Origin of the sequence: Streptomyces sp. NPDC017991, assembly GCF_044328075.1 — a bacterium.
In the GTDB taxonomy this organism is placed as follows: domain Bacteria; phylum Actinomycetota; class Actinomycetes; order Streptomycetales; family Streptomycetaceae; genus Streptomyces.
On the sequence record NZ_JBIRGP010000020.1, the window covers coordinates 15,807 to 41,604 of the forward strand.

The window sequence follows — 25,798 nt, forward strand, 5'->3', positions numbered from 1 at the left end:
TCTTCAGGCGATGGTGTGGAGAGGTGCGTGGCGGGCTTCACGGGCGGGTCCGGTGGCCGGGTCGAGGTAGGCGGCGAGGTGCTCCAGTTCGCAGGCTTGTGCTTCGCTGTCGTCCCAGCGCGTGTGGTACTGCTCCCGGGCTGGTGCTGAGAGCCGGGACAGGGACTCTTCAGTGCGGAACTTTTCGACGCGCCGCACGCCGGGCCGCAGCATCTGCGCGGCATGCACGAGTTCATGGATGACCGTTTTGTCGACCTCGGCCGGGTCGTGCAAGTGGGCTTGGGCGTTGGCGACACACACAATCCGGTCCAGGCCGTACAAGGTGCACCCGTACAGGCTGGCGCCGTCTTCTGCGCAGGCGAGGAGGCGGGTGAAGTACGTGTCGGTGACGAGGAGTTCCACCCCGCGCAGGCACGCACTCATCTCCTTCTCGACAAGGCGGGTGGCCTGGTCGGCGATGGTGCACACCCGGTCCAGGACCGGTCGGCGGGCCGGGCCGATCGCGTAGGCGTTGACCTGCATGGGGGCTCCCTTCGGGGTCGGCGGCCTCGTGCAGCGGGCAGGAGGCCGCCTTGTGGCCGGGCCGGGCTGTCCGGTCCTGCGCCCGGCCCCGCACCGGCCGCCGGGGGGCGGCAACCGTGCAGGGCGGGACGCGGGACCGTCAGAGCAGGGCGCCGGTCGCGGCCAGGAGCAGCAGGGTGAGCGCAGCGAGGATCAGGTCGACCGCGCGGCGCAGGTGCGTGAACTTCCGCACGGCGATGAGGGACAGGATCCGGATGCGGGCGGTACGGGTGTCGCCGTGCATGCACGCGCGGATCTCTTCCTCGCTCAGGCGTGCCCAGTACGGGAACGACGCCCGGTCATTGCCGCCTAAGCGGGGCCGCACGACCAGGAGCAGCAGCACGGAAGCGGCGGCCAGAGCGAGCACGGCGAGGCCACCGAAAATTCGGGTGGCCAGCGGCAGATGCTGGTCGGCGACGGAGGCCAGACCGGCCAGCACGGCGCCCGTGAACGCCAGCAGCAGGCTGGATTTTCCGTCGGTACGGGCGATCTCGCTGCCGACCACGGCGCAGGCTTCAGAGAGGTTGTGGTCCGTGTGGGTGCTGGAGTCGTCCGGGATGATCAGGGCGGGCAGTGTCATGGCGGCTTCTCCTTGTCGTAGCGGAGCAGGCCTCAGCAGGCGGCCGGGGCTGTCAGAACGGTGGTTTGTCACGCCAGGGATCGCGGGCGGGCCGGGAACGGAGCCGGATTCGCAGTTACTGCCTCCCGCTGCGCACCCTCGGCTGCTGTCTGGAATGCGCGGAGGGCATCCCCGCCGACCCGGCCACCTACACACTCCCCGCCGGTCCCGCACACCATCTCGCCGCCTGACCCAAGGAGAAGCCAGGCGCGGCCGCGGTGCCCAGGCGGGCAGGACCACTGCGGGGTGTAGCGGCAGCGCGTACAGCGCAGGATGCCGACCGGGCCGTGGCCGCCGGGGCTGACGCTGCGGTCACGGAGCTGGCGGCGCGTGAGGAGGTGGTCGGGGCAAGTGGCGCCGCGGTCGTACTCCGGCAGCCCACAGGCCCCACGCGGCTTCCGTGCCGGTATCTGCGGGCAGCAGGGGCGACTCGTACGCGTCCTGACCATCACCGGATCCAGGGGCCGGGCAGCCGGGACGGACGCTGCGGGTAGCGCGGGCCGGGCCGCTGGGGGCGGGGCCGGCCGATCCGGCGGCGCGGGCGGGGAATGAGCACAGGTGATCTCCTCCGAGCGTCAGGGGACAGTGCTGCGCCCCGCCGGCGTCGTGCTGGTGTCGGCGGGGCGCAGTGGGTGGTGCGTGCGGCCGGGCGGCCTGTCCAGTCCTCGCACCCACGAGGAGTGGGGGCGAGGGCCGGGTAGGGCGTCAGGTCTCAGCGGGCGGTGAGCAGTCGGGTGATCCGCTGCCTCACCTGGTCCCAGAGACTCGGGTGCGTGTGCCGCCAGGCGGTGCGGTCCACACCGTCCTCGGTGGGGAAGCTGCGGGAGGCGCCGCAGGTGCATGTCCAGGCGTAGGGCTGGGGGCGGGTGTCGTCGCGGGTGGCGGTGACCGTGACGGAGCGGCCGTTGTGGCGGCCGTGGTAGGTGCCGGTCCAGAACTCGCTCGGCTTCAGGTTCTTCATGGGGTTTCCGTTCAGGTCGGGGCCACGCCGCGGCCGGGTTAGCCGCGGCGCTCGCTGGTGTGGCTGTGCAGGTCACTACGGCTGCCGTCGCGCGATGGATCGCGGCAGTCAGCTACGCGCCTCGATGCCGCTGGAGGGCGAGGCGGGGAGAGCGGGGCGGAGCGGATTACAAACCGCGGGCGTCGGCGGCCTGGGCCGCGTCGGCGAGGATCCGCAGCGGGGCGCCGCCGCTGCCGTGTGCGTCGTTGAAGGCGGGCACCGAGTCGACGTCGTCGCCGAACTGGCGGCGGATCGCGTCCAGGACCACGGCCGCGGCATCGCTGGCCAGGCCGCGGTTGCCGCCGGCTTCTTTGCGGATCGCTCCAAGCAGACAGACCGCACCGTTTTCGTCGGTGAGGGCGCCGGAGCACCATCCGTCGGTCTGCATGCGGTGGTGGGCGCGCTCAAGGAGCGAGGTGATGGACGAGGTGCTGTCGTCGGCCGGGGCCGGGAGGACAGGCGGTTGGAGGGTGGGGGTGAGCGGGACGGTGACCACGTCGGCGAAGTCGACGACGGTGGCGGCGTGAGCGGTGTTGACCTCGTAGGCGACGGTGGCTTCTTCCAGCCGTACGGTCATCGCCGCGTCAACGGCCGCCAGCCGGGCTTCCAGGCTCAACGCGTCGCGGGCCGTGACCGGGGCGGTCGTCGTGGGCTGGGAGTCGGTGGGGGACAGGGACACTGGCGTGGTCAACGGAAGCTCCCCAATGCAGGGCGCCGCGCCCCGGGAGGTCGGGGCGCGGCGCGCGGGTGGTTGTGGGCGGGGTCAGGTGTTGGTGAGGTGTTTGATCGTCTCCAGTGCCTGGCGGGCGGTGGTGACGGTGTCGCGGCGGCGCGGGGCCGGGGCCCTGCGGCCACGGTGGTGGGGGACGGTGTCTTCGTCTTCGGCTTCGTCCTTGGGTTCGGGGCCGAACTCGCCGGGGCGGGGCGGCTCCGTCCAGTCGAACCAGAGTCCTCGTGCTTCCAGCTCACGGATCTCATGATCGGTGAGGTGCTGGACGGTGTCGGGGAACAGCAGGGCGATGTCGGCCTTGAAGTCCATGTAGAGGGTGCGCAGGACTTCCGGCTTCTTGCCCTCGATGATCCATCCGGCCCCGCCGGTGTTGGAGTCGGACGGCGGTTCCGGCTCTCCGGCCATGATCCGCTCGATGCGGCCCGCCTCCTCGGGGGAGAAGGAGCGCGGCAGCGGCTCGGGAATGTACTCGGCAGTGGTACCGAGTGCTTTGAACATGTCGGTGATCTTCTTGGGGGCGACCTTCAGGAGGATCGGGATGCAGTTCTCGCGGAGGTTCTCGCACAGCAGTTGCGTGAAGCCGTCCTGGACGTAGATGGACTGTCCGGCCACCTTCAGGCCGACCCCGTACTTGCGGCCCTTGACCGACACCTGCTCGGCCAGGTCCATGACTTCCGCGCCGTAGTCGCCGTTGCGGGCCGCGGAGAGGAATTCGTCGAGGTAGGCGGACAGCATCCGGTAGGGGCAGCCAGGCAGGGCCGGGTCCCACTCGTGGACCTGCCCGTCGGCCCACACCATGGTGCCGCGGATCTCCATCAGCGCGGCCAGGACCCGCAGGAGGCGGACCATGTACAGGGCGCCGACCCCGTAGCGGGCGGTGTGCTTGCCCAGTGCGGCAGTTTTCCCGTCGGGTGCCTCGGTGGCGAGCATGACCACGGCCCCGAACAGGGCGTCGGCTGCGATGTGCAGGCCCATCAGCTGGGTCTTGCCGCCGCCGGAGGGGGCGACGAACAGGCCGTGGGCGGCGCCCCGGTCGGTGTAGACGCGCTGGCGGGCAGGCTGCCCGTTGGTGAGATAGCCGGACACCCAGCGGCCGTCCTGGTCGGGGGTGAGCAGGTCGCGGGTGGCCGGGTGGACGGTGGCGAGCGGGGAGGCGTCCCACACCGAGACCAGGATGTCGGGGCCGGCGGTGGTGACGAACACCCGCCCGTCGTCGTAGGCGGCGCCCATCGCCGTGCACAGCGCGGACACGTTCACCCGCGGCTCCCGCGTCCCGTCTTCCATGCGGGCGATCGTGAACGTCACCTTCCGTTCGTGGTCGCGGGTCTTCTTGACGAAGACCGAGCCGGGGATCGCGCCGCGCTCGCCGCCGACGGTGTCCTGCCACTTCTCTTCGGGGGTGGGTGCGGTGCGGCGGCGCTGTTCGGCGTTGGGTGTGATGTGGACCTCCAGCCAGCCCGGGCCGCCCTCGCGGCCGGCCTGGCGCTGAACGTCCGCGAAGTGCACGACCGGCGCGTCGACGCCGAACGCGGCTGCGACGGCGGCATCGGTCAGCCCGGTGATGGGCCGGCCTTCCTCGGAGGCGCGCAGCAGCATCGACAGGTCGTGCGGCATCCCGGCGTGCGGGACCGCCTTGACGACGATGGTGCGGCCGGGGTTCCCGGCGCGCTCCCACAACTGCCGGACCTGCCGGGTGAAAGGGCTCGCACCGTCGGACGGTGTCCACTCGGTTTCCGGGACGGGCTGCGCCGCCGGTTCCAGGGCGGGGGCGGCGAGGGCGGGGCGGTGGCGGGTGCGCGCGTGCCGGGAGAACGGCAGCACAGCCCAGCCGGCTGCCGCCCATCCGGCGGCGAGCAGTCCGTCCAGCCACCACGGACCCCAGCCGGGCGTGGACTTGGCGGCCACGTCGACCGCGGCCGCGAGCACGAGCGGCGACCAGCGCAGGATCTTGCGGCCGGAGCCCTGCCCGCCGTCGCGGTAGGCCAGGACCCAGCCGCCGACTCCGGCGGCTCCGGCCAGCTGCACGACCGCATCCACGTGACTGCCGGGGTAGACGTTCGGGGCCACGGCCAGCACGGGCGCGGCCAGGGTGTAGGCGAGGCGTTCGAGCGCGACACTGCGCGGCGTGGACACGGCGAGGATCTCCTTCGAGAGAGGGGCAAACGCCATGGGCGGCCCTGCGGGTGCGGGGCCGCCCATGGCTGGGTGGTGCTGCGGTGGGGAGAGCAGATGGATCAGCGGGTGAAGAAGCCGGGCCTGGGGGTCTGGTAGCGGCGCGATGAGCGGATGTCGTCCAGTCCCTGGTAGAGGCGCGCGTGCGTGGCCTGCGCGTCGTGGGCGAGCGAGGCCACCTCGTGTGCGGACTCGTTGACCTTGCGGGCGGATACTTCGGCGCCTCCCAGGGCGAGGGAGACCGCGTTCTGCATCTGCACGAACACCGGATCCAGGCCGGCGTTCGCGATCGCGCCCGCCGCATCCTCCGACCGGCCGCCGTTCGTCTTCATCCGCAACTGCAGCTGCTCAAGTTCGAGCGCGGCACTGTCCAGCGTCCGCGCCAGCGTCGTCAGCTTGTGCTGCACGGACTTGTACCGGTTGTCGCCGTCCGTGGCCGGGGCCTGGCCACCGGTGTACAGGCCGGGAGCATTGTTCATGGGCGATGGTTTCCTTTCTGGTCAGTCGTGGTGGGCTGCGGCGGACGCGTACGCCAGGCCGGCGTCGTCCATGGCCTGGACGTCCTCGCCGTACACGCGGCCCACCGACGTCGCGGCGAGGGTCGCGGCGTCCGACGCCGTGCCGCACTCGCCGGCGCACTGGTTCGCGTGATCCTTCATCCGGCTTGCTGCGTCCGCGAGGTCGGCGATCAGCTCGGTCACGCGGGGGTCGATGGCGTGGTCGGCCGCCAGGTCGGCGGCCATCCCCCGCAACGCGTCCGCGACCTTCTCCAGGCCCTCGGACAGCAGCTGCGCCGTCTCCTTGTCCTCCATCGCGGCGACCGCGATGTTGACGGCCTCGATCAGGTATTCCTCGAAGGTGATGTCTGTACGGTGCTGCGGACCGAGTCCGTACGCGGACGGGCTGCGGGTGACGGGCTCGGACACGCTGCGGTCCTCCTCATGGGTGGGTTGGGTGCTGCCGGGGCGCTGCGTGTGCGGCCCGGGCGCGGCCGGCAGGGCACGCGGATCGGCCTCCGGCGCGTCGTAGACGTAGGCGCCCTGCCCCGCAGGGCGCTTGGGCGGCCGGGCCGGGTGATCCGGGAAGTCGAATACCGGTGTGCCGGTGTCCGGCCACGGCCACGCCTTCGCCGCATCGTCGCCACCCGCAGCGTGGTCCTGCTCCGCGTGCAGGGCCTCTTCCCACTCCTTCTTCTCCCGCTCCTCTTCCGCGGCGCGGCGGGCTTTTTCCCAGGCGAGCCGGTCGCGGAAGGCTTTCGCGTCCTCCTCACACCACTCGTCCCACTCGTCAGCGTCGCCCCCGGAGGCGGCCTTGGCAGACTGGTCCCTGCCGGACGCCTGCTGGGAGCCGTCCGGCCCGGTGCCGGCGGCTGCCTGTGCGGCCCCCTCTGTCGTGCCCTTGGCGCTCTCGGTACCGGCCTTCGCGGCGTCCTGTTCCGCAGCACGGCGGCGGGCCTGTGCCGCGGCGAACCGGTCGCGTGTTTCCTGGTCGTCCTCGTCCAACCAGTCGTCGTCGGATCCGTCCGGCTTGGTGCCGTCGGGCTTTGAGGCGCCGTCTGTCGTGCCCTTCTTGCTGCCGGTGTCGTCCTTGGCAGCCTGGTCCTTATCCGCTTTGTCCTTCTCTGCGCGGCGGGCACGTTCCTCGGCGATGCGCTCGCGCAGCCGGTCGGCATCGTCCTTCGACCAGTCGCCGGGATCACCTTTGGTGTCGTCCTTGGCGGCCTTGGCGTCGGTGCCGCCGCCCTTGTCCTCCTTGGCTTTGTCCTCCTTCGTGTCCTTGTCCTTCTTGGCCTTGGCTTCCTCGGCGGCGCGGCGCTTTTCCCAGCGCTCGCGTGCTTCTTTTGCCACGGCCGTGCCCAGGGTGATGCGGTCCGGATCAGTGCCCGAAGCGGTCTGCTGCTTTGCCCGTTTCTCCTGCTTCGCAGCCTGCCTCTCGGCTTTCCGCTCGCGGCGCTGCTCCTGTGCGGTCTGTTTGCCGGCGCGGGCCTGGTCACGGTCCTTGCTGCGGTCCGCGATCTTGGCGGTCTGGTCCGCGCCGCGGCGTTGCTGGCGCGCTGCCTGGCGGGCGGATGCCCGCTCCTGGCGGCCGCGTGCCCGCTCGGACCGGGCATCAGGAGCAGGAGACGGCTTGCCGTCCTTGCGGCCGCTGTCCTTCGATCCGCCCTTGCCGGAGTCCTTCCTGCCGGGAGTGTCCTGTCCGTTTCGGCGGCCTTTACCCGGGCCCGCACCGTCAGAGCGGTTCTGGCGGCCCTTCCCGGAGCCACCGGCCTGCTGGTTCGCCGCACCGTTCTTACGGCCGCCAGCAGAACGATCAGCGCCCTTCCCGGAGCCGCTGCCCGAACCCTTGGAGTCACGGCCGCCACCAGTTCCCCGGCCACCGCCCCCCGCGCTGCGGCCCCCGCCGGGACCGCGGCCCGTGCCACCGCCAGCTCCGGAGCCGCCGGAACGGCCCCCGCCGGAGCCGCCGCCGGATCCTTTGCCGCGGCCCTTGTCCGCGCCGAAACCGGCCGCCGACGCCGCATCGGATTTACCGCGCGCCGCCGTACGGTCCGCCTGCGCTTTCACCTGGGCCTGGCGCAGCTTGTTCTGCGCCTCCAACAGCCCGGTTTCACGCTCGGTCTGCGCTTCCAGAAGCGCGACTTTCCGTGCGATTTCTGCTTCACGGAATGCCGAATCGCCTTCGATATGCGACCGGCCGACCTCTATCCGGTATTCGAGCCAGTCACCGAGACGGTCAGCGAGAGAACGAGGCTGCACATATTCACTCTCGCCCTCTTCTTCCTCCTCGGCTGCCGGTTCTGCTGCCGGAATTCCTTCCGAGCGCAAGGAAGAAGCCGGGTTGGGGGCTGCCGGGATTGCGGGCAGTTCCATGGTCGTCTCTTCCGGTGATTCCGGTGGAATTTCCGGCTCGGGGAAAAGCCGTCCGGGGTCCGCCAATTGCGGGGGACGGTTCAGTACGTCGTCGGGCGGGGGAAAGGTGTAGAGCCGTCCGGTCTCGCCGGGCTCGTTCTCGTCGTCCGACACGGACACCCCTCTCATGATCGGTAGGTCTTGACAGACGGTGACTGCCTCGCGTACGCGTGTGCGCGCCTGGGCGCCTAGGTGTGTGGGCGCCTGGGCGTTGGGATGCGCCGGAGGGGCCACCACGATGCGTGGCGGCCCCTCCGTGACGCGGTGGATGGTTACTGGGTGTGCTTGACGTACACGGCGTGCAGGTCATGGGCGAGGGCCCGAAGCCCCGCCACGTCCCCGCGCTGCAATGCTTTCTTTCCGTGGGTCTGCACAAGCATCACCAGGAAATAGAAAGCGCCGAGATCCTCGCCGTGCCGTGCAATGAGCCGCGTCCGCTGCCCCATCAGGTATTCACGGGAGCGCTGCGCCTTGATCTCGGATTTCAGAAGCGGCCGGGCCATTACGCGGATTCCCGGTGCTGCCCGAGGTCGTAAATCGACGCAGGAGCACTATAAGCAGGGCCGGGCGCCTGCTGTCCACCCTGCTGCGGGGGATAATTCGGTGCGGCCGGGATCTGCGGGTGATTCTTCCGCTCCTTTTCCAGTTCCTTTGTTTTCCTCTCACGTGCCACGTTCACGACTTTCTCGTCGTGGGCGCGGCGCTTGTAGGCGCTCTTTTCCAGGCCCGCCGTCAGGCTGTTCAGGCTTTTCAGGACGTCCCCGAGGGCTTTTTCGACGGGCCGGGCCCGCAGCTGGGCCTGGTACCAGCGGTCGCCCTCCACGTGGGTGTCGCGCAGGTGCACGCGGGTCTCGTGCGCGAGGGTCTCCAGGTTCTTGCCGATGTCCAGCAGGACCCGCTGGACATCGGCCAAATACCGGGCGGTGGCCGCCGGGGACTGCGCCACATCACGCAGAGGCGAGTAGGTCGGATCGGTGCTGGTCATGCGAGAAGACCTCCAGGTCTCGGGGGTGGGGAAGGGGAGGATCCGCGATCCCCGAGGCTGTTGCGCGGGGGTTGGGGCGGTACTCGGTCGTGCCTCGCCGACGCCCCGCTCGGGGCGGGTGTGGGCGAGCGGCCTGCCGGCCGTGGCCGTCCCCGGTCCGCGCTCGACTGTGCGAGCGCGGGCCGGGGGCGACCATGAGCGGCAGGGCGGTTGTGCGGGCGGTCCGGTCAGCGGACCGTGCGCTGCTTGAGGGCGACGGCAATCTGTCCGGCGCGGTCCGTGGCGATGGAACCGCCCTCGGTCCGGACCGCCTTGGCAATGTTGGTCCGGTTCAGCGGCTCGTTCGCGGTCCGGAGCCGGTCCAGCGCGGTCCGCTCCAGGTCCGTGAGCGTGATGACCGTGAGGTCCGGACCGCCGTCCTCGCCACGGTCCGGACCCAAGACGCCTTCCGGGGCTTCCCGGTCGGCCGGTCCGGTGCGGTCCGGCTCCTGCGGTCCGGGAGCGGCATTGGCGGTCCGGACCGTCACCCCCCGGCCGGCCGCAGGGCCCTGGGTGGCGGGCACGGTCCGAGGACCACGGTCCGGACCGGGGCCGGTCGGCAGGTCAGCGCCCTGTGGTCCGGCCGGACCGGCCTCCAGGGCGAGCGCCGGTCCGCCGGTCCGGTCCGTGGCTCCAGCGGTCCGGACCGGACCGTGGACCGCGTTCCGGTCGCCCGGACCGGACCGGACCGGATACCCGCCGTGCTGGACCGGGCGGACCAAAACCATGCTGTCCAGCGGTCCGGGCCGGTCCGTGCGGGTCAGGGTCAGGACGGTGGGGATGGCGGCCGGTCCGTGGTCGTCGGCCGCGAGGCGGGGGACGACGACCCGGTGCAGGGCCAGACCGGTCCGGACCGCCTTGCGGTCCGCGAGCTCCGCGCCCGCTGCGGTCCAGGCCCGGTCCAGCGTGGTCAGGCGCGGGTCGGTGATCGCGAGCGACCATGCGGTGAAGGAGTGGACCGGGTAGCGGAACCAGCGGACCGCCCCGATCGACGGGCGGGCCTTGGCGACCCTGCCGTCCTCACGGAGCTTGCGGCGGTGGATCAGCGAGGCGTACAGCTCCCACAGCACCATCCCCACGATGCTCATGGCGGCGAACGCCACCGCCTTCGGGGTGAAGTGCCAGTAGGTGATCTGCTCCGTCCAGATCTCGGCTTTCGCGTCCCAGACCCGGCTGCCCTCCTCCGGCATCCCGGAGGCGTGCCAGAAGTTCATGACTGCCGCCCCGAGGGCGAAGAGCCATGTGGAGACGCGGTAGAGGGTTCCGGAGTCGCCGCCCTGGCGGGCCTGGTGGTACATCCAGCCCACGAACGCCGTCGACAGCTCCCAGGCGGCGGCGAACAGGATCGTGAAGGGGACGACCCAGCCGAGGATGTCCTCAGCGAAGCCTGCCTGGCCCGTCCATGCGACGGCCATCGGGGCGGTGATCGGACCGATCACCATCAACCGCTCCGCGTTGACCTTCACGAACTGCTTCACGCGGTCGGCCACGGCCGGCTTCCCGGCGCGGTCCGCGGCCCGCAGCTCCCGGGCCTTCGCCTTGCGGGCCTCCTTCGCGTCCCGGCGCTCCTCTTTGGCCTCGAGCTTGAGGCGCTTGCGTTCCAGCGCCCGCTCGGTGCGGTCGGTGGCGCGCTTCATCCGGGCGGCGGCTTCGGCCACCATGTCGTCGGCGGCCTTCAGCGTGACGTCCGCGTCCGCTTCCCGCAGCCGGGCCTGCGCCAGCGCCTGCTGGGCTTCCTTGAGGTCCGTGTCCCGCTTGGTGCGGGCGGCGGCCAGGAGGCGGTCGGCCTCCTCGCGGGCGGTGCGGGTCAGACGGTCCGCGTCCTCGGCCGCCGTCGCCCGCAGTCGGCCGATGTCCTCCTTGGCCAGCGTCCGCGTACGCGCCGCATCCGCACGGGACGCCTCCCGCTCGCGGGTGGCGTCCTCGTGCAGCTCGGCTGCCGCCTTCTGCGCCCCGGCCTTCACCTGCGTGGCCTGGGCGTCCGCGCTCTTGCGCAGCCGGTCGGCCTCGCCCCGAGCCTGCTGAAGGAGCTGGTCGGCGTCGGTGGTGGCGCGGGTGCGGGTCTGTGCCGCGGTGCGCTCCGCAGCCGCGAGCAGCTCGGTGCGCCGCGTCTCCGCGTCGGCGAGGGCCTTCGCGGCGGTCTGCGCGGCCTCGGTGCGGACCTGCTGCGCCTGGGCGGCCGCCGTGGTGGCGACCTCCTGCGCCTGGCGGTGGGCGTCGGCGAGCAGCTGCTCGGCAGCCGCGTTGGCGTCGGCGAGGACCTTCTCGGCCTCACTGGTCGCCGTCGTCGTGACGGTGTCGGCCTCCACGCGCGCGTCGGCGAGCAGCTGCTCCGCCGTGGCTTCGGCGGCAGCGCGGACCTGGTCCGCGTCGGCGGCCGCGGTGGTGGCGGCCTCCGTCCGGACCCGGTCGGCGTCCGTCGCGGCGGCGACCAGGAGGCGGGACTGCTCCACCGAGGCGGCCTCCGTGATCGAGGCCGCCTCGGTGCGGGCGCCGTCCAGCAGCTCGGTGGCGAGCACCTGGCCGTCGGCGAGGATCCGCGCGACGTCGTCGGCGGCCTGGTCCCGGAGGTCGGCGGCGCGGTCGGCGGCATCGGCCAGGACCAGGTCGGCCTCCGGGAAGACCAGCGGCACCGTCTCCTCGGAGGCGGCGTCCTGGGCAGGAATGGAGGCCGGCGTCGCCGGGGCCTTGGCGCGCCCGGTGCCTCGGGACTTCGCGTTCGCCGCGGGCTGGCGCCGGCGGCGGGTGGCGGGCTTGGTGGCCACGGGGTGTCCTCTCTCTTCCGGGCGCCTCGTGCAAGAGGTCACCGTGGATCTACGGCGGTGGGTAGGGTCGTGACCAGGCCCTCCGGGGCCCCGGCAGCTGAAATGCCGGGGACTCGGAGGGCCGTTGTGCTGGGGTGGTCAGCTTCGGGCGGGCAGCGCGGCGGCGTCCTGTACGAGGTGCTGGCGCAGCCAGGCGACGGCGGCCGGGGTCATCGCCCCGGTGTCCGGCTCGCTCAGCGGCGCGGTGTCGATGTCGTGCATCGCGTCGGCCGCCGGGAGCGGCCGCATGTAGTCGGGGTCGATCCCGGCGCGGGCGCGGTTGCCGCTCAGCTCGGTCAGGTCGTAGAGGACCTTGCGGGTGTCGGCGTGCCGCCAGGACCGCTCCACCCGGCCGACGAACGTGTGGCCGGGAAGACCGAGCCAGAAGCGTTCAACGTCGCGGAACAGGACCAAGTCGCCCTTGATGTAGGTGGTCTTCGGCTGGACGACCTGCGTCTGCGGCTGTGCCATGGGCTCTCCTCGTATCGCGTGCACCGGCGCGGGGCCGGGTGTCCGGGCTGTCCGGCTCTCAGTCACCGCCCGACCCGGCCGCCGAGTTCGGCGGTCGGTGCGGGCGGATCAGGCAGCCGTCAGACCGTGGCCACGAGGGGCCGGTGCGGGGCGATGATCTGGCCGTCGGGCAGCAGCTCCCCGGTGTCCTCGAACAGCACCAGGGCGTTGCACAGCAGGCTCCAGCCCTGCTCCGGGTGAGCGGACACAACCTGCGCGGCCTCCCGGTCGGAGCTGGCGGCCGACGGGCACTTCGGGGTGTGCCCGCACTGCGAGTCCGGCATCCGGGAGGCGCCGGTGGTGGTCGTCGCGGTGTCGAGCTGGGTGCTGCGCTGCATGAGCTCTCCTGGCGAGGGGAAGAAGCCCGAGGCTTTCCCGGGCTGGACACGTGCGAAAGGCCGGCCGCCCGTACGGCGGGCGACCGGCCTGGTGGAACTGCGTAGTACGGGCGGGGAGTTGACTGTCGCTCCCGTCCGGCGGGCGTCAGGCGGCGGAGGCAGCCTGTGCGCGCTTGCGGGCCGTGCGGCGCCTGAGGGAGCGGCGTTCCTTCTCGGAGAGCCCGCCCCACACCCCTGCTTCCTCGCCCCGCTCCAGCGCGCCCTGAAGGCAGGACTCCATCACAGGGCAGCGACGGCAGACGGCCTTGGCATCCTCGATCTGGAGCAGCGCCGGGCCGGTGTCCCCGATCGGAAAAAACAACTCGGGGTCCTCGTCGACGCAGGCTGGCCGGGGCCGGGCCGGTGCGTCGGTGGAGAGGGGCGCGTAGGTGTGGCTGAGTACGAGGGCTACGGACAGTCGCTTCATGTGGGCCTCCCAGAAGGTCCAGGTACGAGGCAGCCCCGGGGATTCCAGGGCTGCCTCATGGGTTGGTGGCGGGCTGTACTACCTGGCGTCGATGTGGCAGCGGATCTGCTTGCCGACCGGGGAGGACGCGACGTCCCAGCCGGGCGCCAGCACGTCCAGCAGGCCCAGGCCGCGCCCGGACTCCGCGGTCTCGCTGTCCATCGCCACCGCCACCGCGCTGCGGCGTGGCAGCAGATGGGCGGCGGGGTCGTGCACGTTCACCTGGACGCTGCGTCCGGTGACGTAGACCTCTACGACCAGCGGCACGTGATCACCGCAGGCCCGCACGGCGTTGCCGAGCAGTTCGGAGACGAGCCACGCGGCGGTGTCGGCGGTCGTCTGGGCGGCCCCGTATGCCGTCGGCACCGACGCGGTCAGGCCGCGCACCGTGCTGAAGGCGGACTCGGAGGCCGTGATGTGGGCGACGAAGCCGCGGTCGCAGTGCTGGACGTACAGGCCGGGAACGCGGGCCGGAAGCGCCGGCCGCTGCGCACGGCGCTGGTCGTCCGTGCGGGCCCGGCGCAGCATGTCGTCCATGTCCGGGGTGCTGTTCGCCTGTGCGCCGGGAGGCGCGGGAGATGTCATGATGGGAGCCAAGGTTTTCCTCTCACGGATTGACCTGCTGAACGACCCTGGGGTGCGATCCCGGGGCCGCTCGTTTTGGCTGTCGTACGAGCAGCCACGGCCCCGGCCGACCCGCGGTGATCGGGTCGGCCGGGGCCGTGGGCGTTCGTCGCGGTGCAGTTCAGGCGGTTGACGTGGCCTTCCTCCGTGCGTACTGCTTGCCTAGTTCGGCCTGCCTCTGCTCGTGCACCGCCGCGTCCTTCGGCGCCAGCGGAAGCTGGGGGCCGCGGAACTCGGAGACCGTGTCGGCCTGTCGCATCCGGCAGGCGTTGTTGGCCTCTTCGACCGCCGTACCGCTGCGCTTGGCCGTGCCCGCCTTCACGCTCACCGTGGCCTCGTGGTGCTTGGCCCACTCGACTGCGGTATTCGTCAAAGCAGCCGCCCTGTAGGAGCGGTCGAATCGGGCTCGCTCACGATCGAGCACCTTGCGCTGCTCGTAGAGCGTGGCGAGCCTGGCCCCGGCGGCACAACGCTGCATACCAGTGCAACGCCCGGACACGCCGCTGGCCTGGCACTTCTTGAAGTGCTCTCGGTAAGCGGCTAGGGCCGCCTGCGCGGTGGGCACGGCCAGCTTGGTGATGGGCTTGGCCGGGGCCGGGAGCGGCTTGTAGTGCTGGCGAGCGGAGCGACGTCCGGTGGCCGTGCTGTCGGCAGCGAGCATCGACTCGCTCCACTGCTCAATCGGGATGTCGAGCTGGACGACCTGGTTGCTTCCGTCGCACCGGACGTGCTTGTGGCCTTCGGCGACCTTGTCGCTGATGCAGTGATCACGGATCACCAGCTTCGTCTCGCCTATCAGCCGCCGCCAGGTGCGGCAGTCGGGGCAGACGATCGACTTGATCTCGCCCTCACGGATGTTGATCTCCTGGGGGTCGATCTTGCTGAGCAGCATCGGCTCGCGGCGGTTGTCGCGCTTGGTGCGGGTCCGGCCTGGTCGCTTGTGGTTCTTCGCCATCGCGTTCCTTTCCGGGCGAGTGAGGCGAGTGCTGCCCTCTCTGCCGCGCCAGGCCGACCTGACGGCCGGGGATCCTGGCGGACAGACAGCGCAACTTCGCTGTTCAGGGGTGGTTCGGGTGGAGCTATTCGGTACAGGTGCCGTCGACCGGGGGAGCGCGGGCTCAACCCCATTGCCGCCGCCTCCGGAGAGACGGTGACTCCTGCTGTTTGGCTGTGGTTCTGTGAGGGACCGAGGTTCCGGCTCCCTCATCCGGCGCCGTCCACAGGAGCGGTTCCGGGTGGGGGAGCCGGGTCCGAAGACCCGGCGAGGGGGAAGGTCAGGCTGCGGCAGGCAAAGCCGTGGCGGAGGCCAGCTGGGCAGTATTCAGCTGCGCGGCATAGGGGAGAAGGACGTCGACCAGACGCTCACGCACGAAACGGGCGATGGTCGGGTCGGTGGCCGCGATGTCACGGGCGGCGAGCATCCGGTTCTCCCTGGCTTCGATCGCCTCGATCGTCGCCTCGATGTCCAGGCCCTCCAGCCGCTCGTCGGGCAGGAGGCCGGCCTCGTACATCGCTAGTGGTGTACCGAAGGCGACGTCCAGGTCAACCAGACCGGTGTCGCCGAAGTCCGGCAGCCCCACCTCGATCGCGTCCAGCAGGTCCTGTGTCTCAGCGTCGTAGTCCTCGGTGGCGAGGCTGGAGACGGGGCGGCGAGTGACGTTCACGAGGTGGAGCTCCCTTCGGTAGGAGGTCGCGCAGAGGCGGGCCATGCGATTCGGGCAGATCAAAACAGGCGTCTTCAGGCAATCCATCTCTCGCGAGATGACCTAAGTGCGACCATAAGTGCATGCGCCTTAAGGTGGCAAGGTGTCGCAGGCGCCATGATGGCTGAAGCGTCAGGGGATTAGGGTTTGGAGAAGGTCTGGACGATCCAAGGGGATGAGTCGTGAGCAGCGACGATGCATGGATGGGTGAAGCGCAGCCGTACCTCCTGCCACGCGAAGCAGGACAGGGCGACGCCTGGAGCGCCGAGGCGGCAGCACGCGGCCGACGGGGCGGCCAGCGCCTTCTGGCAGTTCAGGAGGTAGAGGCGCCACAGCCAGTGCGTGACTTTTTCGGCATTCACCCCAGTGAGATGGTCGTGGTTCGCCGTCGCCTGATCACACTGGACGACCAACCCGTCGAGCTTGCCGACTCGTACTACCCGGCGCACATCGCCCGAGGCACCCCGCTCGCGAACGCGAAAAAGATTCCAGGTGGCGCAGTAACGCTGCTTGCCAAGCTGGGCTTCACCCCTGAAAGCGAACCCCTTGAAGACGTTGCAGCATCCACTGCGACTGCGCGCGAGCGTGAGGAGCTCGACCTGCCGGCACGCGCACCCGTACTGGTCTTGACCCGATTCACCATGTCCACCACCGGCACGCCGATGGAAGTCAGCGTCATGACCATGACGCGGCACCTGCAGTACCGACAGAGGAAGCAGGCCAGCTGACCCATGGCGAGAGCATTTGACGATAAGCGGTCGGCTCACCAGAAGATCGCTGCAGGCTTGCGCCGCCAGATCACCCGAGGGGATCTGGCTCCCGGAGCGCAACTGCCGTCGACCCCTGCCTTGATGGAGCAGTATGGCGTCGCGGGTACCACGGTGCAGAAGGCTCTCCTGATGCTGAAGGAGGAAGAGCTCCTGGTCGGTCAACCCGGCAGGGGTGTGTTCGTCAAGGGCAGTACTCAGCAGGCCATCTCCCCAGCGGTGTACATGCCGCCCGCCACCACTGGAGAGCCTTACCGATGGATCAGTGAGGCCGCGAAGCGCTCGCAGCGAGGTTCGTCCAAGCTGATGGACGTAGCTGTGGTCACACCGCCAAGGGAAGTCGCCCAAGCGCTCGGGCTGGAGCAAGACGAGCGTGCCCTTTTGCGTAAACAGGTGCTGCTCCTGGACGAGGAACCCACCGAGCTCACGCGGTCGTACTACCCCCTTGGGCTGGCTGAAGGTACGGCGATGATGGAGCGCCGGAAGATCCGTGGGGGCACCCCCACGCTTCTGAGCGAACTGGGCTACCCGCCGCGCGAGTTCATCGACGAGGTTTCCTCGGAGATTCCCACAGAGGACGAGGTAGTGGCCCTCCAGCTCCCCAAGGACATGCCGGTGCTGTTGACGTTCCGTGTCGTCTACTCGGATAACGACCGCCCGATCGAAGTGTCCCTTCTTGCGAAAGCTGCGCACCGCTACCGCATGAGGTACCGGCTCAGCGTGGTGTGATGTCGCCTCCCAGGTGCCCCAAGCTTTAAGGCCGGGGCGCCTTTCCATCGATCCGCCCTTAAGCGGAATCCGCTTAAGGTGATACGTTGATCGAGCGCGAGCCAACCCTTGGCCGGCTGACAGCCGGCGTAAGAGGTGGTGACCACGACCGTCGTAGACCTCAACACCCACGTCTCTGCACCCCTTCGACTACTGCAACTTGTGGGCTCCATCACACTGGCGTCGAAGGAGACGGAACATCACAGCGGTTTGTCGAAGCCTGTGCACGGCCTCGTTCACACGTTTTCAACATCCGCATACACACGGGATTTTGGGCTCCGGCCATAGGGTCCGGGCCATGGGAAATACGGAGGTCACCGGCGTGGGGAAGCACCTGGGGTGGAGGCCCGAGCGACTGCACGAGCAGCGAGAGTCGCACGGGTTGACGCTGGAGCAGGCTGGCGAGCGGCTGCGCGCGGTTGCTGAGCAAGCCAAGCTAAAGGGAATCCCGGCGGCAAATCCTCAGACCCTGTGGCAGCACGAGCAGGGCGAGGTCTACCCGGGCCCGCACTACCGCCGCGCCTACTGCCTCCTCTACCGGGCCACTGAGCCTGACTTGGGTTTCCGGAACGCTCTGCCCGATGAAGAAACGTCCTTCAAGCTCACACCGGTGAAGGACAGTCTCAACGGCGCACACGTCCTGGCTGTCGAACGGGCCATTCATCGCATCTCGCCCGGCAGTACAGACGCCGGGCATGTCGCTCTCCAGCAGCGCATCATCGACGCCTGGAAGCGCAGACACACCGGGGGCGATCCGCACCGCCCCGTACTGATCCTGGTCGGCGGCTACGCCGGGAGCGGCAAAACCGAGCTGGCGAGGTTCTTCGTCCAGCTCACCGGCTGGCCGCTGCTCGACAAGGACCCGCTCACCAGGCCGCTGGTGGAACAGCTTCTGGTCGCGCTTGGCGGTGACCCGAACGATCGGCATACCGAGCTCTATCGGGAGCGGGTCCGGCCGGTGGAGTACGACTGCCTCATGCAGTCAGCCATGGCCAACATCAAGTGTGGGATCAGCACGGTACTCTCCGCCCCGTTCATCTCGGAGCTGACCAGCGCTGCCTGGATGCAGCGTCTGTCCAACAGGGCAGCGGCCCTAGGCGTCGACGTCTTCCCGGTGTGGGTCCGCTGCGATGAGGAGTCGATGCGGGAGTACATCACCTTCCGCTCCGCCGCCCGGGACGCGTGGAAGCTCCAGCGCTGGGCCGAGTACATGGCCACGATCGACCTGGATCTGCGCCCGGCGGTCCCGCATCTGGTCGTGGACAACCGGCTGGGAACTGCAGTGAGCCTCGCGGACCAGGCCCGGCAGGCGATGGGGGCGATGTACGCGTGACGGAGAAGCAGGGCGTGATCCTCTACGGCCCGCCTGCCTCGGGCAAGGACACCGTCACCGCCGCGCTCAGCGGACTCGACTCCAGGTACGTGCAGTTCGCGCGGCTCAAGGTCGGGACGGGCAAGTCGGACGGCTACCGGATGGGCACGGCGGAGCAGCTGCGCAAGCTGGAGGCTGCGGGCGACGTCGTCTACGCGAACGCGCGGTACGGCAACACGTACGCGGTCGACCGGCCTGGCGTCGACGCCGCGTTCGCGGCCGGGGTGCCTGTGGTGCATCTCGGGCAGGTCGACGGCATCCGAGCGCTGATCGACGGCTATCCGGCCGGCTGGTCAGTGGTGCTGCTGTGGTGCCCGCGTGAGGTGACCGAGCAGCGGTCTGCGGGGCGAGGCGACAGCGACACCGCGGCACGTCTGGCGGCGTGGGACGCGACTCTCGAGGACCTGGACGCGCACCCGGGCATGGTCTGGGACCTGACCGTGGACACCGCGGTGTCGGAGCCGCAGGATGCGGCACGGCTCATCGATCAGCTGCTGGCCCAGCGGGCAGGAGCGGCGACAAGATGAGCGCGGGCTACGGCTGGGCGAGTCGGTCCAAGGCGTCGGTGAGCGTGAGCTCGCTGTCGTCCTTGACGTCGTTCCACCGTGCCAGCGTGGACGCGGCCGCGCGCAGCATCTCCGGTGGAAGGCCGGCGGCCGCAAGGGTGTCGGCGGCTTCCTCCAGCTCGGGGCCCCAGCGCCAAGCCCGGGCCGCGGTGTTGGCGACGTACTGCGGCTCGGACAGGTACGAGTCGGTGCGCCTCGATGTGATCTCTATGAGTTCCTGGTCGACGCCATGCTCGCGCGCCATGCCGACCGCGAGCGCCACCAGCACCCGCGATGTCTTCTGGAAACTGGCGTACGACAGCTTCAGCGCGGATGCCTTCCCGACCTCCGTGCCCAGCACCGCCGTTCGTACGGCGGTGCCCGCGAACAGCGCCTCGATGCGCTCGGACGCGACGGCCGGGCCGGACAGGTACAAGATGGGCGTCTTGCCGCCGGTCGGCGGGGAGCCGACGACGCTGCCGTCCACGACGGTCGCGCCGTCGAGCAGCGCAGCGATCCGTTTCGCTCGCTCGGGATTGATGGCGTTCGCCTCTACGTACACTCCGGCGAAGCGGTGCCCGGCGACGTCACGGGCCAGGTCCTCGGCAGCGGCCGGCGGGCAGAGGCTGATGACGATGTCGCTGCGGTCCAGCAGCTCGGACAGCGTCGCCACGGGTGTCAGCCCGAACCGGGCGGCGCGCTCCACGGACGCGGTGCTGCGCCCGTTCTCACACCACAGGACCGCGGTCGCGTTGGTTGCGGCGCAGGCGGCGACGGCGGCGCCCATGCTGCCGGGGTGGAGGATGCCGACGGTCGGCTGGTCCACGGTGCTACTCCGTCTCGTTGAGCAGGATGGTGATGGCGTCGGTGACGTCGTCGACCACGTGGTGCGGGGTGGCGAGTTCGTCGGGCCAGGGGCGGCCGCGCAGCCAGATGGTGCCCAGGCCGGCCCGCTGGCCGCCGCCGATGTCCCCGGCCGGGTTGTCGCCGACCATCCAGCCGCCGTCTGCGAGGCTGACGCCGCATCGGGTGGCCGCGAGTTCGAAGAGCCGCCGGTCTGGCTTGCGGATCTCCAAGTCGCCCGAGACGGCGACGCCGTCGGCCATTCCGGTGAGACCGGTCCTGGCGAGTTTGGTGCGCTGGATGTCGCCGGCCCCGTTGGTGATGACGCCGATCGTCCATGCGGCCGCGCGAAGGCGTGCCAGGCCCGCAAGGACCTCCGGGCGACAGGTAACGGCGGCCGCCATGAGGTCGACGTACTCCTGCCACAACTGCGCGGCGGACACGGCAATGCCGAAGATGTCGCGCAGCCGGACGAAGTCGTCGGGATTCGCTCGGTCGACCAGCGCTGCACGCAGCCATTGCTCGGTGGGGGTGTTGAAGTCATGCGCACGGCACAGCTCGGTAAGAGCGTCTCCGACCGCGGTCTGCCGGTCGATGAGCGTGCCGTCCAGGTCGAAGAGAGCAAGTCGGGTCACGGGCAGGAACCGTACCGGGTTCTCCGGACGGGTGATCGCTGGCACGTTCCGCCAGGCGGGCGCCACGATCAGGTTGTTTTCCGCCCGGTGGAATTCGCGGAGATTTTCGCGCAAATCGCTTGGATCACGAGCCGATTCCTGCTCGGATCAGTGGTACGCGCGGCGCAGTTGATGCGGGTGAGGCGCGAATTCGGCAGGAGGTGTCGGGTCGTGAGGGGCCGTCAGTGGTCGTCTGGCTTTGCGACACGTATGGGCCGGGGCGGTGCTGGGTTCGGCGAGGCCGGTACAGTGACCGGCAGCGTTGATCAAACAGAAAAGTGGCCCCGTCTACCGGCCTTGAGCAAGCCGGGAGGGGCCACGTGGCCTTCGGACCTTGTAGTGGGGGTCCTGGGGCCTGCCGAGCACCCTTTTCGCAAGAAGGAAGGTGCCGACGTGATCAGGGTACCCGTACCCGTCACCCGACACACCGCACCCCGCCGTGGGTCCAACAGCCATGCCGGTTGCTGGACCTTCGACGGGGCGTTTGTGCTGTCCGCGCGTACCCCGGTTAGCCCCTCGGTTGAGGGGGTCGGGATGACGTAGGTCTTCGGGGGCGGCGCCTGCATCGCAGGACTTCAGGCCGCCCCGGGCCGACTGGCCCTTGGTGATTGCCCGTCACCAGGTCCAGCGCCCATCTGCTCTCCGTGAGGTTGCCCGCCTCTTGGAGGAGCTGCCCGCCCCGGCGCCAACCGGCTGCGAGCGGTTCAACTCTCGGTTCTCCAGAACCAGAAGCACCCCCTTCACAGGAGGGGCTTCGTCATGCCCACCTTCCAAGAAGGAGGCGTCGTCATTCTGCACGACTACTCGGGCTTTCGCCAGCCCACTCATGCCTGTTTCATGCTCTTTTGCACACCCATGACGTCCCGTCTCGCGCAATCTCACAGCCTGATTTACCCGGTACGTCCCGCTGTTCGGGACGTCTTCTCGATCTGGTGCCTGTCCACTGTCACACCGGAGTCGATCGCGACACCTGTAGCAGGTGTGCACCCCTTCATCCCGGCCGCCGTCAGCCCCGCGACCGATCCCGTTGTCCACAGGCCCGCTGCCGCTCGGCGGAATCTATCCACAGGTGACCTGGTTCATGGTCGCCCGATGGATCGTGTTCTGACGTCCCTCCGGGTGGGCCAGTGAGTGCCGTGGCGGCGCCAGCCGCCGCGATGATTCCCGCTGCGCGTTCGTCGGTCGACGACATCGCGGTCGCTGTGCTGCCCGCGCTGTACGTGCCGGAGGCGAACCAGTGGCTGTCGACGTCGACGGGCCGGATCGCGCCGGATGGCTACTCCTGGATGCAGGGGGTGCACTGGGTGGCGGGTTCGGGTTTGTACGAACCGCGCCGCTGCCGGTCGCACGGGCCGCGGTCGTTCGGGCCGACGACAGTGTTCATCGCGCAGCTGCTCAGCGAGCTGTCGCCGTGCCGTCCGGGGATCGAGTACCTGATGCGCCGCACCGGCCTGACGAAGCGGGCGGTGCAGAACCATGTGCAGATTCTGCGGGAGACCGGGTTGCTTGCCTACATCGTGAAGGGCACGCGGCAGCGGGGCGGGCCGTCGCTGGCGTCGGAGTTCGCGCTGATGCTGCCGCCGGAGTTCGATGCCGCGCTGGGCATCCGGACGGCTGGTGAGGGCACCGGGCGACGGGTGACGGGGATCGCGGAGTCCGGCCGCAAGCTGATGGCGAAGCTGGCGGCTAAGGCGGCCCGGAGGGTGCGCCGGCCGCGCTCGAAGACGTCGGCGAAGACCTCGGTGGGGGCTGCCCGGAAGGGTACTTCTGGTGCCTCTGTAACTGCTGTTTCGGCCGGGTCGCGTTGCACCCCAATGGGGGGTGGTACTGATGGTTCTTCTACTGCCGGTACCACTTCTCTCCCCCCTGAGAGCAAGCTCGCAAGCGGGGGCAGCCAGTCACCCGTCCCAAAGAAGTCCAAGGCCAAGGCCGGCGGTCGCCGGAAACTGAACGCCGTTGGACGGCGCTTCCAGCTGGCCAGGGAGCTCACCCAGGAGCTGGACTGGCTGCGCGGCTGCTCGGTGCCCCGGATCGCCTGGGTGGCCCGCAGCGTCGCTGATGCCGGATGGACCGTGACCGACGTGAAGGCCTGGCTGCACCTGCGCGGCGAGGCGACCCATGTCCGCCGGGGCTCTGGTCTGCTCGCCGTGCTGCTGTCGAACGCGGTGACGGTCCTGGACACCCCCGCCAAGCGGGCCGACGCGACCGAGCGGTGGCGCGGCGCCCAGGAGGCCGCCCGCCGTGACCGCATCCGGCAGGTCCGCGCCCGCACCGAGCGGCACGAGGGCGACTGGGAAGTCCCGTCCAGTCGCGCCGTCCAGCTCGAGGTGGAGGCCGCTTTCGCCCAGGTCCAGGTCAGGGAGGTGGCGATCGGCGGCCGCAGCCAGGACCAGGACCAGGTCCTCAGCGTGGATGACCGGTGCGAGGAACCGGGGCTGGCTGACCCGCAGATTGACCAGATGCGCGACCAGGCGCGCGGTGAGCTCAGGCGGGGCGTGACCGACCTCATCGACGTGGCGGTCGACTCCATGGGCCCGGAGACCGCCGAACGCCTCTACGGCAAGGACCTGATGCGCCGCGCCCGTCAGCTGGCAAGCGCCGCCCGCAGCTCGCTCATGACCATCACCCGCCGGTAGGAGGCTGAGATGACCGAGACCACGATCGAACAGGCCGACTCGGACGGCCCCGAGCTGTCCGGTGTCGACCTCGCGCGGGTCGCGCTGCACGCCGCCCGCGAGGCCGCCCGCAAGCGGGGCGAGACCGAAGCCCGGATGCCGCGCCGCCCCAACCAGCATGTCGTGAAGCGCGACGGCCGCGAGCCGAGCGGGTTCGCCGCCGTGCTCCAGGGCCTCATGGCGGAACGGGCCTGGGCGATCCCGGCTGCCGGCGGCAGCCTCCTGGACCGCTGGCCCGACATCGCAGCCGCGATCTCATCCCGGCTGCCCGACCACGTCCAGGCCGTCGCATTCCACCCGGAGAACGGGCAGCTGGACCTGCGCCCGGACTCGCCCGCCTACGCCACCCAACTGCGCCTGATCACCACCCGGATCATCACCGCAGCGAACCAGGAGGTCGGCACCGACGCCGTCCGCGCCGTGCGGGTCCTGGCCGCCGGCGCCGCGCCCGCGCCCCGTATGGCGGAACCCGCCCCGCAGACCGCGGCCACACCCCAGGCGTCGGTGGAGACCAGGGACACGGCTGCGCCGGGCTATCAGCAGGCGTTGGCCGCGCACATGGCCGTCGCCCCCGCACGGCGGGTGGACCCGGGCATCGCGGAGGCAGTCGAGCGGCAGACCAGAGCGATGCGCGAGCTCAGCCGACGCGCGTTCCCGGAGCCGGAGACATCCTCGGACGACCAGTCGGCCCCGATCGAGGCAGCCCGCATCCAGCGCCGCCGCGAGTCCGAGACCACCCGGGCTCTTGCGCTGCGCCGGGCCCGGGCGGAGCGTGCCGCCCGTCAGGCCGGGACAGGGGCCGTTCCTGCCGAGCCTGCCCCGCTGCGTACGACGGCTTGAGCACGTCGATCGCCTGTGAGGCCAACGTCGTTGATGGCAGGATGAGTTTGAACGAAAGGTGGGGGTTCGTGCGGGGTGACAAGCGGCAGATCCAGACGGCGGTTCTGGGCGGTGCGGACTCGGAAGATCCGCTGATGCTGCCGCTGGAGGCGATCGAGCTGGACGCCTTCCGCCGCCGTCACGAGCACGACACGTTCTGGTGCGGGCTGCTGCTCGGAGGGTGCGGTCTTCAGCTGACCACCAAGCTGTACACCGACCGGGTCTGTCACTTCGCCCATCACCCAGGCCCCGACGGGCACCCGCACCTGTGCGGCCGCCGCGCCCGCGGAGTCAACAGCGCCGACCACCTGTATGTGCGGTCGGCGGCCACAGCCTGGCTCGCCGGCCACGGCGAGCAGGCGAGCATCGAGTACACCGGCTCGGCCGGGGCCCCGCTCGGCTCCGTCGTCGACATCCGCTGGCCGCGCGGCGCGCTGCGGGTGCACCTCAACCAGGTGGTGGCGCCGGTGTGGGACGGCGGCCTGGAGCCGGTGCTCGGCCTGAGCGTTCCGGTCGACCGGGACACGCTGATCCGGCGTTGGTACGTGCACCGGATCCGCCTGGACAGCGAAGGCACGAGCAGGCGGGTGCGGATCGGTACCGAGGCCTTCGCGCGGCGCACCGAGTGGTTCGCCCTGGAGGAGTGCGAGGTGACGGAGCGCGGGCTGTCGACGCCGGCGGTTCAGCGGATCATCCGGGCCCGCAGCGCGGCGGCGCCCGCGAAGTGGACGCCGGGGCAGAACACGGACACGGCACAGGACACCCGGGCACGGGAGCTGCTGCGCAAACTGCTCTACGCCCGCCGAACCGAGTCCATCGCCCTGGCGGATTCGGTATGCCGCGATATACCGGAACTTTCCGGCCTGAGCCCGCAGCTGCAGGAGCAGCTGGATGCCGCCCTGCGCTCTGGCCTCCTCTGGATCGAGAAAGAAGTCGGGGCCCGCAGGGGGCTGTTCGCCAGCCTGGAACAGGCGGTGGCTGAGAAGCGGGCTGGGAAGGTCAAGAAGTTGTTGCGGCATGCTAAGACAGCCGCCAAAGACGCGTGTTCCGAGGAGGAGAAGCGCGTGATCGACGCGGCTGACGGCTGCCTCACCGCCATCGCGGCGACCAGGAGCAAGCGCCTGAACACCATCCTCGACGACCTTGACCAACTTTCCCCCGACCCGGACCCGGACGTACTGCGGATCAAGGTCCGTGACCTGCTTCGGGCGGCAGGCGAGGCCGGCAGTATCGGGCCGCATCGTCAGGCAAAGGTCAAAGCCTGGAGGGAGCGTGTACGTCACGCCGCAGGCCCTCTCCAGCCCGGGCAAGAGAAGCGGTTTCCGCAGCTCCATGAGCAAGTTACCCGGAAGCGGTGGCTGGAGAGGCGCTGCCCGCGCTGCGGGGCGAGCAGCGGCCAGCAATGCGCCGTCGACGCCATGCCCGGTGAGATGCGGCAGGTGCCGCACGACGAGCGGCTGAAGCCGATCATCGACGAACGCAAGGAACAGCAACGGTTGCGGCGGCAGTGGCGGGTGTACGAGGTGACCTGCCCCGACTGCGGCCAGGAACCCGAGCAGCGGTGCACCACGCTGGGCGGCCCACACCGCGCACGGGTCGAGCTGGCCAAGAAATACACCCGATCGAAGAAGGCTCACTCGTAGCCAAGCCGGACGCCGTAGTGCGCTCTGCTCGCCGGATCCCACCAGGTCCTCGCCGCACACCAGTCGGCGCGCCCTTGATACGGGTGGATCCGAGCATCGCACGGGCAGTCGAGCGACAGGCCAGGGCGATGCG

The 25,798-nt window shown here is 70.2% G+C and carries 26 protein-coding genes; 8 read left to right on the forward strand and 18 right to left on the reverse strand.

What is annotated here, in order from left to right; genetic code table 11:
* Window positions 1–3 precede the first annotated feature (3 nt).
* Together ACH4DZ_RS40870 and ACH4DZ_RS40875 are read right to left on the reverse strand one after the other, a co-directional pair.
* On the reverse strand, window positions 4–522 hold the full coding sequence (locus ACH4DZ_RS40870; RefSeq protein WP_398294253.1) for a hypothetical protein: 519 nt from the start codon (window positions 520–522) through the stop codon (window positions 4–6).
* 139 nt (window positions 523–661) lie between these two features.
* Window positions 662–1,141, reverse strand: a complete 480-nt coding sequence (locus ACH4DZ_RS40875) for a Pycsar system effector family protein (RefSeq protein ID WP_398294255.1) — start codon at window positions 1,139–1,141, stop codon at window positions 662–664.
* A 65-nt stretch (window positions 1,142–1,206) separates the two neighbouring features.
* Here ACH4DZ_RS40875 and ACH4DZ_RS40880 point away from each other — a divergent pair, with 65 nt between their 5' ends.
* Complete coding sequence (locus tag ACH4DZ_RS40880; RefSeq protein WP_398294257.1) at window positions 1,207–1,371, forward strand: hypothetical protein; 165 nt, start codon at window positions 1,207–1,209, stop codon at window positions 1,369–1,371.
* Between the two features lie 521 nt (window positions 1,372–1,892).
* Here the strand turns inward: ACH4DZ_RS40880 and ACH4DZ_RS40885 are convergent.
* The 14 genes from ACH4DZ_RS40885 to ACH4DZ_RS40950 all read right to left on the reverse strand — a co-directional run bounded on the left by ACH4DZ_RS40885 (window position 1,893) and on the right by ACH4DZ_RS40950 (window position 15,460).
* Window positions 1,893–2,141, reverse strand: coding sequence for a hypothetical protein (locus tag ACH4DZ_RS40885; protein ID WP_398294259.1), 249 nt, complete (start codon window positions 2,139–2,141; stop codon window positions 1,893–1,895).
* 166 nt (window positions 2,142–2,307) lie between these two features.
* The gene (locus ACH4DZ_RS40890) at window positions 2,308–2,871 is read right to left on the reverse strand and encodes a hypothetical protein (protein ID WP_398294261.1); all 564 of its coding nucleotides are present in this window, start codon (window positions 2,869–2,871) and stop codon (window positions 2,308–2,310) included.
* 72 nt (window positions 2,872–2,943) lie between these two features.
* The gene (locus ACH4DZ_RS40895; RefSeq protein WP_398294416.1) at window positions 2,944–5,043 is read right to left on the reverse strand and encodes a chromosome segregation protein ParM; all 2,100 of its coding nucleotides are present in this window, start codon (window positions 5,041–5,043) and stop codon (window positions 2,944–2,946) included.
* 101 nt (window positions 5,044–5,144) lie between these two features.
* Window positions 5,145–5,561, reverse strand: coding sequence for a conjugal transfer protein TraB (locus ACH4DZ_RS40900; protein ID WP_398294263.1), 417 nt, complete (start codon window positions 5,559–5,561; stop codon window positions 5,145–5,147).
* Window positions 5,562–5,582: 21 nt separating this feature from the next.
* The gene (locus ACH4DZ_RS40905) at window positions 5,583–8,105 is read right to left on the reverse strand and encodes an ATP/GTP-binding protein (protein ID WP_398294265.1); all 2,523 of its coding nucleotides are present in this window, start codon (window positions 8,103–8,105) and stop codon (window positions 5,583–5,585) included.
* A 158-nt stretch (window positions 8,106–8,263) separates the two neighbouring features.
* Window positions 8,264–8,494, reverse strand: a complete 231-nt coding sequence (locus ACH4DZ_RS40910) for a carbohydrate ABC transporter (protein ID WP_398294267.1) — start codon at window positions 8,492–8,494, stop codon at window positions 8,264–8,266.
* Complete coding sequence (locus tag ACH4DZ_RS40915) at window positions 8,494–8,976, reverse strand: hypothetical protein (RefSeq protein ID WP_398294269.1); 483 nt, start codon at window positions 8,974–8,976, stop codon at window positions 8,494–8,496. The genes ACH4DZ_RS40910 and ACH4DZ_RS40915 overlap by 1 nt, the downstream gene beginning before the upstream one ends.
* Before the next feature lie 227 nt (window positions 8,977–9,203).
* Window positions 9,204–11,780, reverse strand: a complete 2,577-nt coding sequence (locus ACH4DZ_RS40920; protein WP_398294271.1) for a hypothetical protein — start codon at window positions 11,778–11,780, stop codon at window positions 9,204–9,206.
* A 138-nt stretch (window positions 11,781–11,918) separates the two neighbouring features.
* Entirely contained in the window at window positions 11,919–12,290 is a 372-nt protein-coding gene (locus ACH4DZ_RS40925; protein ID WP_398294273.1) for a hypothetical protein, read from the reverse strand.
* A 119-nt stretch (window positions 12,291–12,409) separates the two neighbouring features.
* Window positions 12,410–12,613, reverse strand: coding sequence for a DUF5999 family protein (locus ACH4DZ_RS40930; RefSeq protein ID WP_398294418.1), 204 nt, complete (start codon window positions 12,611–12,613; stop codon window positions 12,410–12,412).
* Window positions 12,614–12,812: 199 nt separating this feature from the next.
* Window positions 12,813–13,133 carry a WhiB family transcriptional regulator gene (locus ACH4DZ_RS40935; RefSeq protein ID WP_398294275.1) on the reverse strand — a complete coding sequence of 107 codons (321 nt, stop codon included), beginning with the start codon at window positions 13,131–13,133 and terminating at the stop codon, window positions 12,813–12,815.
* A gap of 78 nt (window positions 13,134–13,211) precedes the next feature.
* Window positions 13,212–13,757 (reverse strand): ATP-binding protein, encoded by a 546-nt coding sequence (locus tag ACH4DZ_RS40940; RefSeq protein ID WP_398294277.1) that lies wholly within the window; start codon window positions 13,755–13,757, stop codon window positions 13,212–13,214.
* A 160-nt stretch (window positions 13,758–13,917) separates the two neighbouring features.
* On the reverse strand, window positions 13,918–14,751 hold the full coding sequence (locus ACH4DZ_RS40945) for a hypothetical protein (RefSeq protein WP_398294279.1): 834 nt from the start codon (window positions 14,749–14,751) through the stop codon (window positions 13,918–13,920).
* A 319-nt stretch (window positions 14,752–15,070) separates the two neighbouring features.
* Window positions 15,071–15,460: a hypothetical protein gene (locus ACH4DZ_RS40950; RefSeq protein ID WP_398294281.1), complete on the reverse strand. Its 390-nt coding sequence runs from the start codon at window positions 15,458–15,460 to the stop codon at window positions 15,071–15,073.
* A 221-nt stretch (window positions 15,461–15,681) separates the two neighbouring features.
* Between ACH4DZ_RS40950 and ACH4DZ_RS40955 the strand changes: the two genes are divergently transcribed.
* The 4 genes from ACH4DZ_RS40955 (at window position 15,682) to ACH4DZ_RS40970 (ending at window position 18,933) form a co-directional block, all read left to right on the forward strand.
* Window positions 15,682–16,227: a UTRA domain-containing protein gene (locus ACH4DZ_RS40955; RefSeq protein ID WP_398294283.1), complete on the forward strand. Its 546-nt coding sequence runs from the start codon at window positions 15,682–15,684 to the stop codon at window positions 16,225–16,227.
* 3 nt (window positions 16,228–16,230) lie between these two features.
* On the forward strand, window positions 16,231–16,995 hold the full coding sequence (locus ACH4DZ_RS40960; protein ID WP_398294285.1) for a GntR family transcriptional regulator: 765 nt from the start codon (window positions 16,231–16,233) through the stop codon (window positions 16,993–16,995).
* Between the two features lie 337 nt (window positions 16,996–17,332).
* Window positions 17,333–18,367 carry an AAA family ATPase gene (locus ACH4DZ_RS40965; protein WP_398294287.1) on the forward strand — a complete coding sequence of 345 codons (1,035 nt, stop codon included), beginning with the start codon at window positions 17,333–17,335 and terminating at the stop codon, window positions 18,365–18,367.
* Window positions 18,364–18,933 (forward strand): guanylate kinase, encoded by a 570-nt coding sequence (locus ACH4DZ_RS40970; protein ID WP_398294289.1) that lies wholly within the window; start codon window positions 18,364–18,366, stop codon window positions 18,931–18,933. Before ACH4DZ_RS40965 ends, ACH4DZ_RS40970 begins: the two co-directional genes overlap by 4 nt.
* Window positions 18,934–18,940: 7 nt before the next feature.
* On the opposite strand, the gene ACH4DZ_RS40975 is transcribed toward ACH4DZ_RS40970, so the two are convergent.
* Both ACH4DZ_RS40975 and ACH4DZ_RS40980 read right to left on the reverse strand, forming a co-directional pair.
* Complete coding sequence (locus ACH4DZ_RS40975; RefSeq protein WP_398294291.1) at window positions 18,941–19,777, reverse strand: DUF1932 domain-containing protein; 837 nt, start codon at window positions 19,775–19,777, stop codon at window positions 18,941–18,943.
* A gap of 4 nt (window positions 19,778–19,781) precedes the next feature.
* A complete protein-coding gene (locus ACH4DZ_RS40980) occupies window positions 19,782–20,429 on the reverse strand; it encodes an HAD family hydrolase (protein ID WP_398294293.1) in 648 nt (215 codons plus the stop codon).
* A 1,166-nt stretch (window positions 20,430–21,595) separates the two neighbouring features.
* Here ACH4DZ_RS40980 and ACH4DZ_RS40985 point away from each other — a divergent pair.
* From ACH4DZ_RS40985 to ACH4DZ_RS40995, 3 genes are all read left to right on the forward strand, one after another.
* On the forward strand, window positions 21,596–23,104 hold the full coding sequence (locus ACH4DZ_RS40985; protein ID WP_398294295.1) for a transcriptional regulator: 1,509 nt from the start codon (window positions 21,596–21,598) through the stop codon (window positions 23,102–23,104).
* Window positions 23,105–23,113: 9 nt separating this feature from the next.
* Complete coding sequence (locus ACH4DZ_RS40990; RefSeq protein ID WP_398294297.1) at window positions 23,114–23,983, forward strand: DciA family protein; 870 nt, start codon at window positions 23,114–23,116, stop codon at window positions 23,981–23,983.
* Between the two features lie 68 nt (window positions 23,984–24,051).
* Window positions 24,052–25,665, forward strand: coding sequence for a hypothetical protein (locus ACH4DZ_RS40995; RefSeq protein WP_398294299.1), 1,614 nt, complete (start codon window positions 24,052–24,054; stop codon window positions 25,663–25,665).
* Window positions 25,666–25,798: the final 133 nt, after the last annotated feature.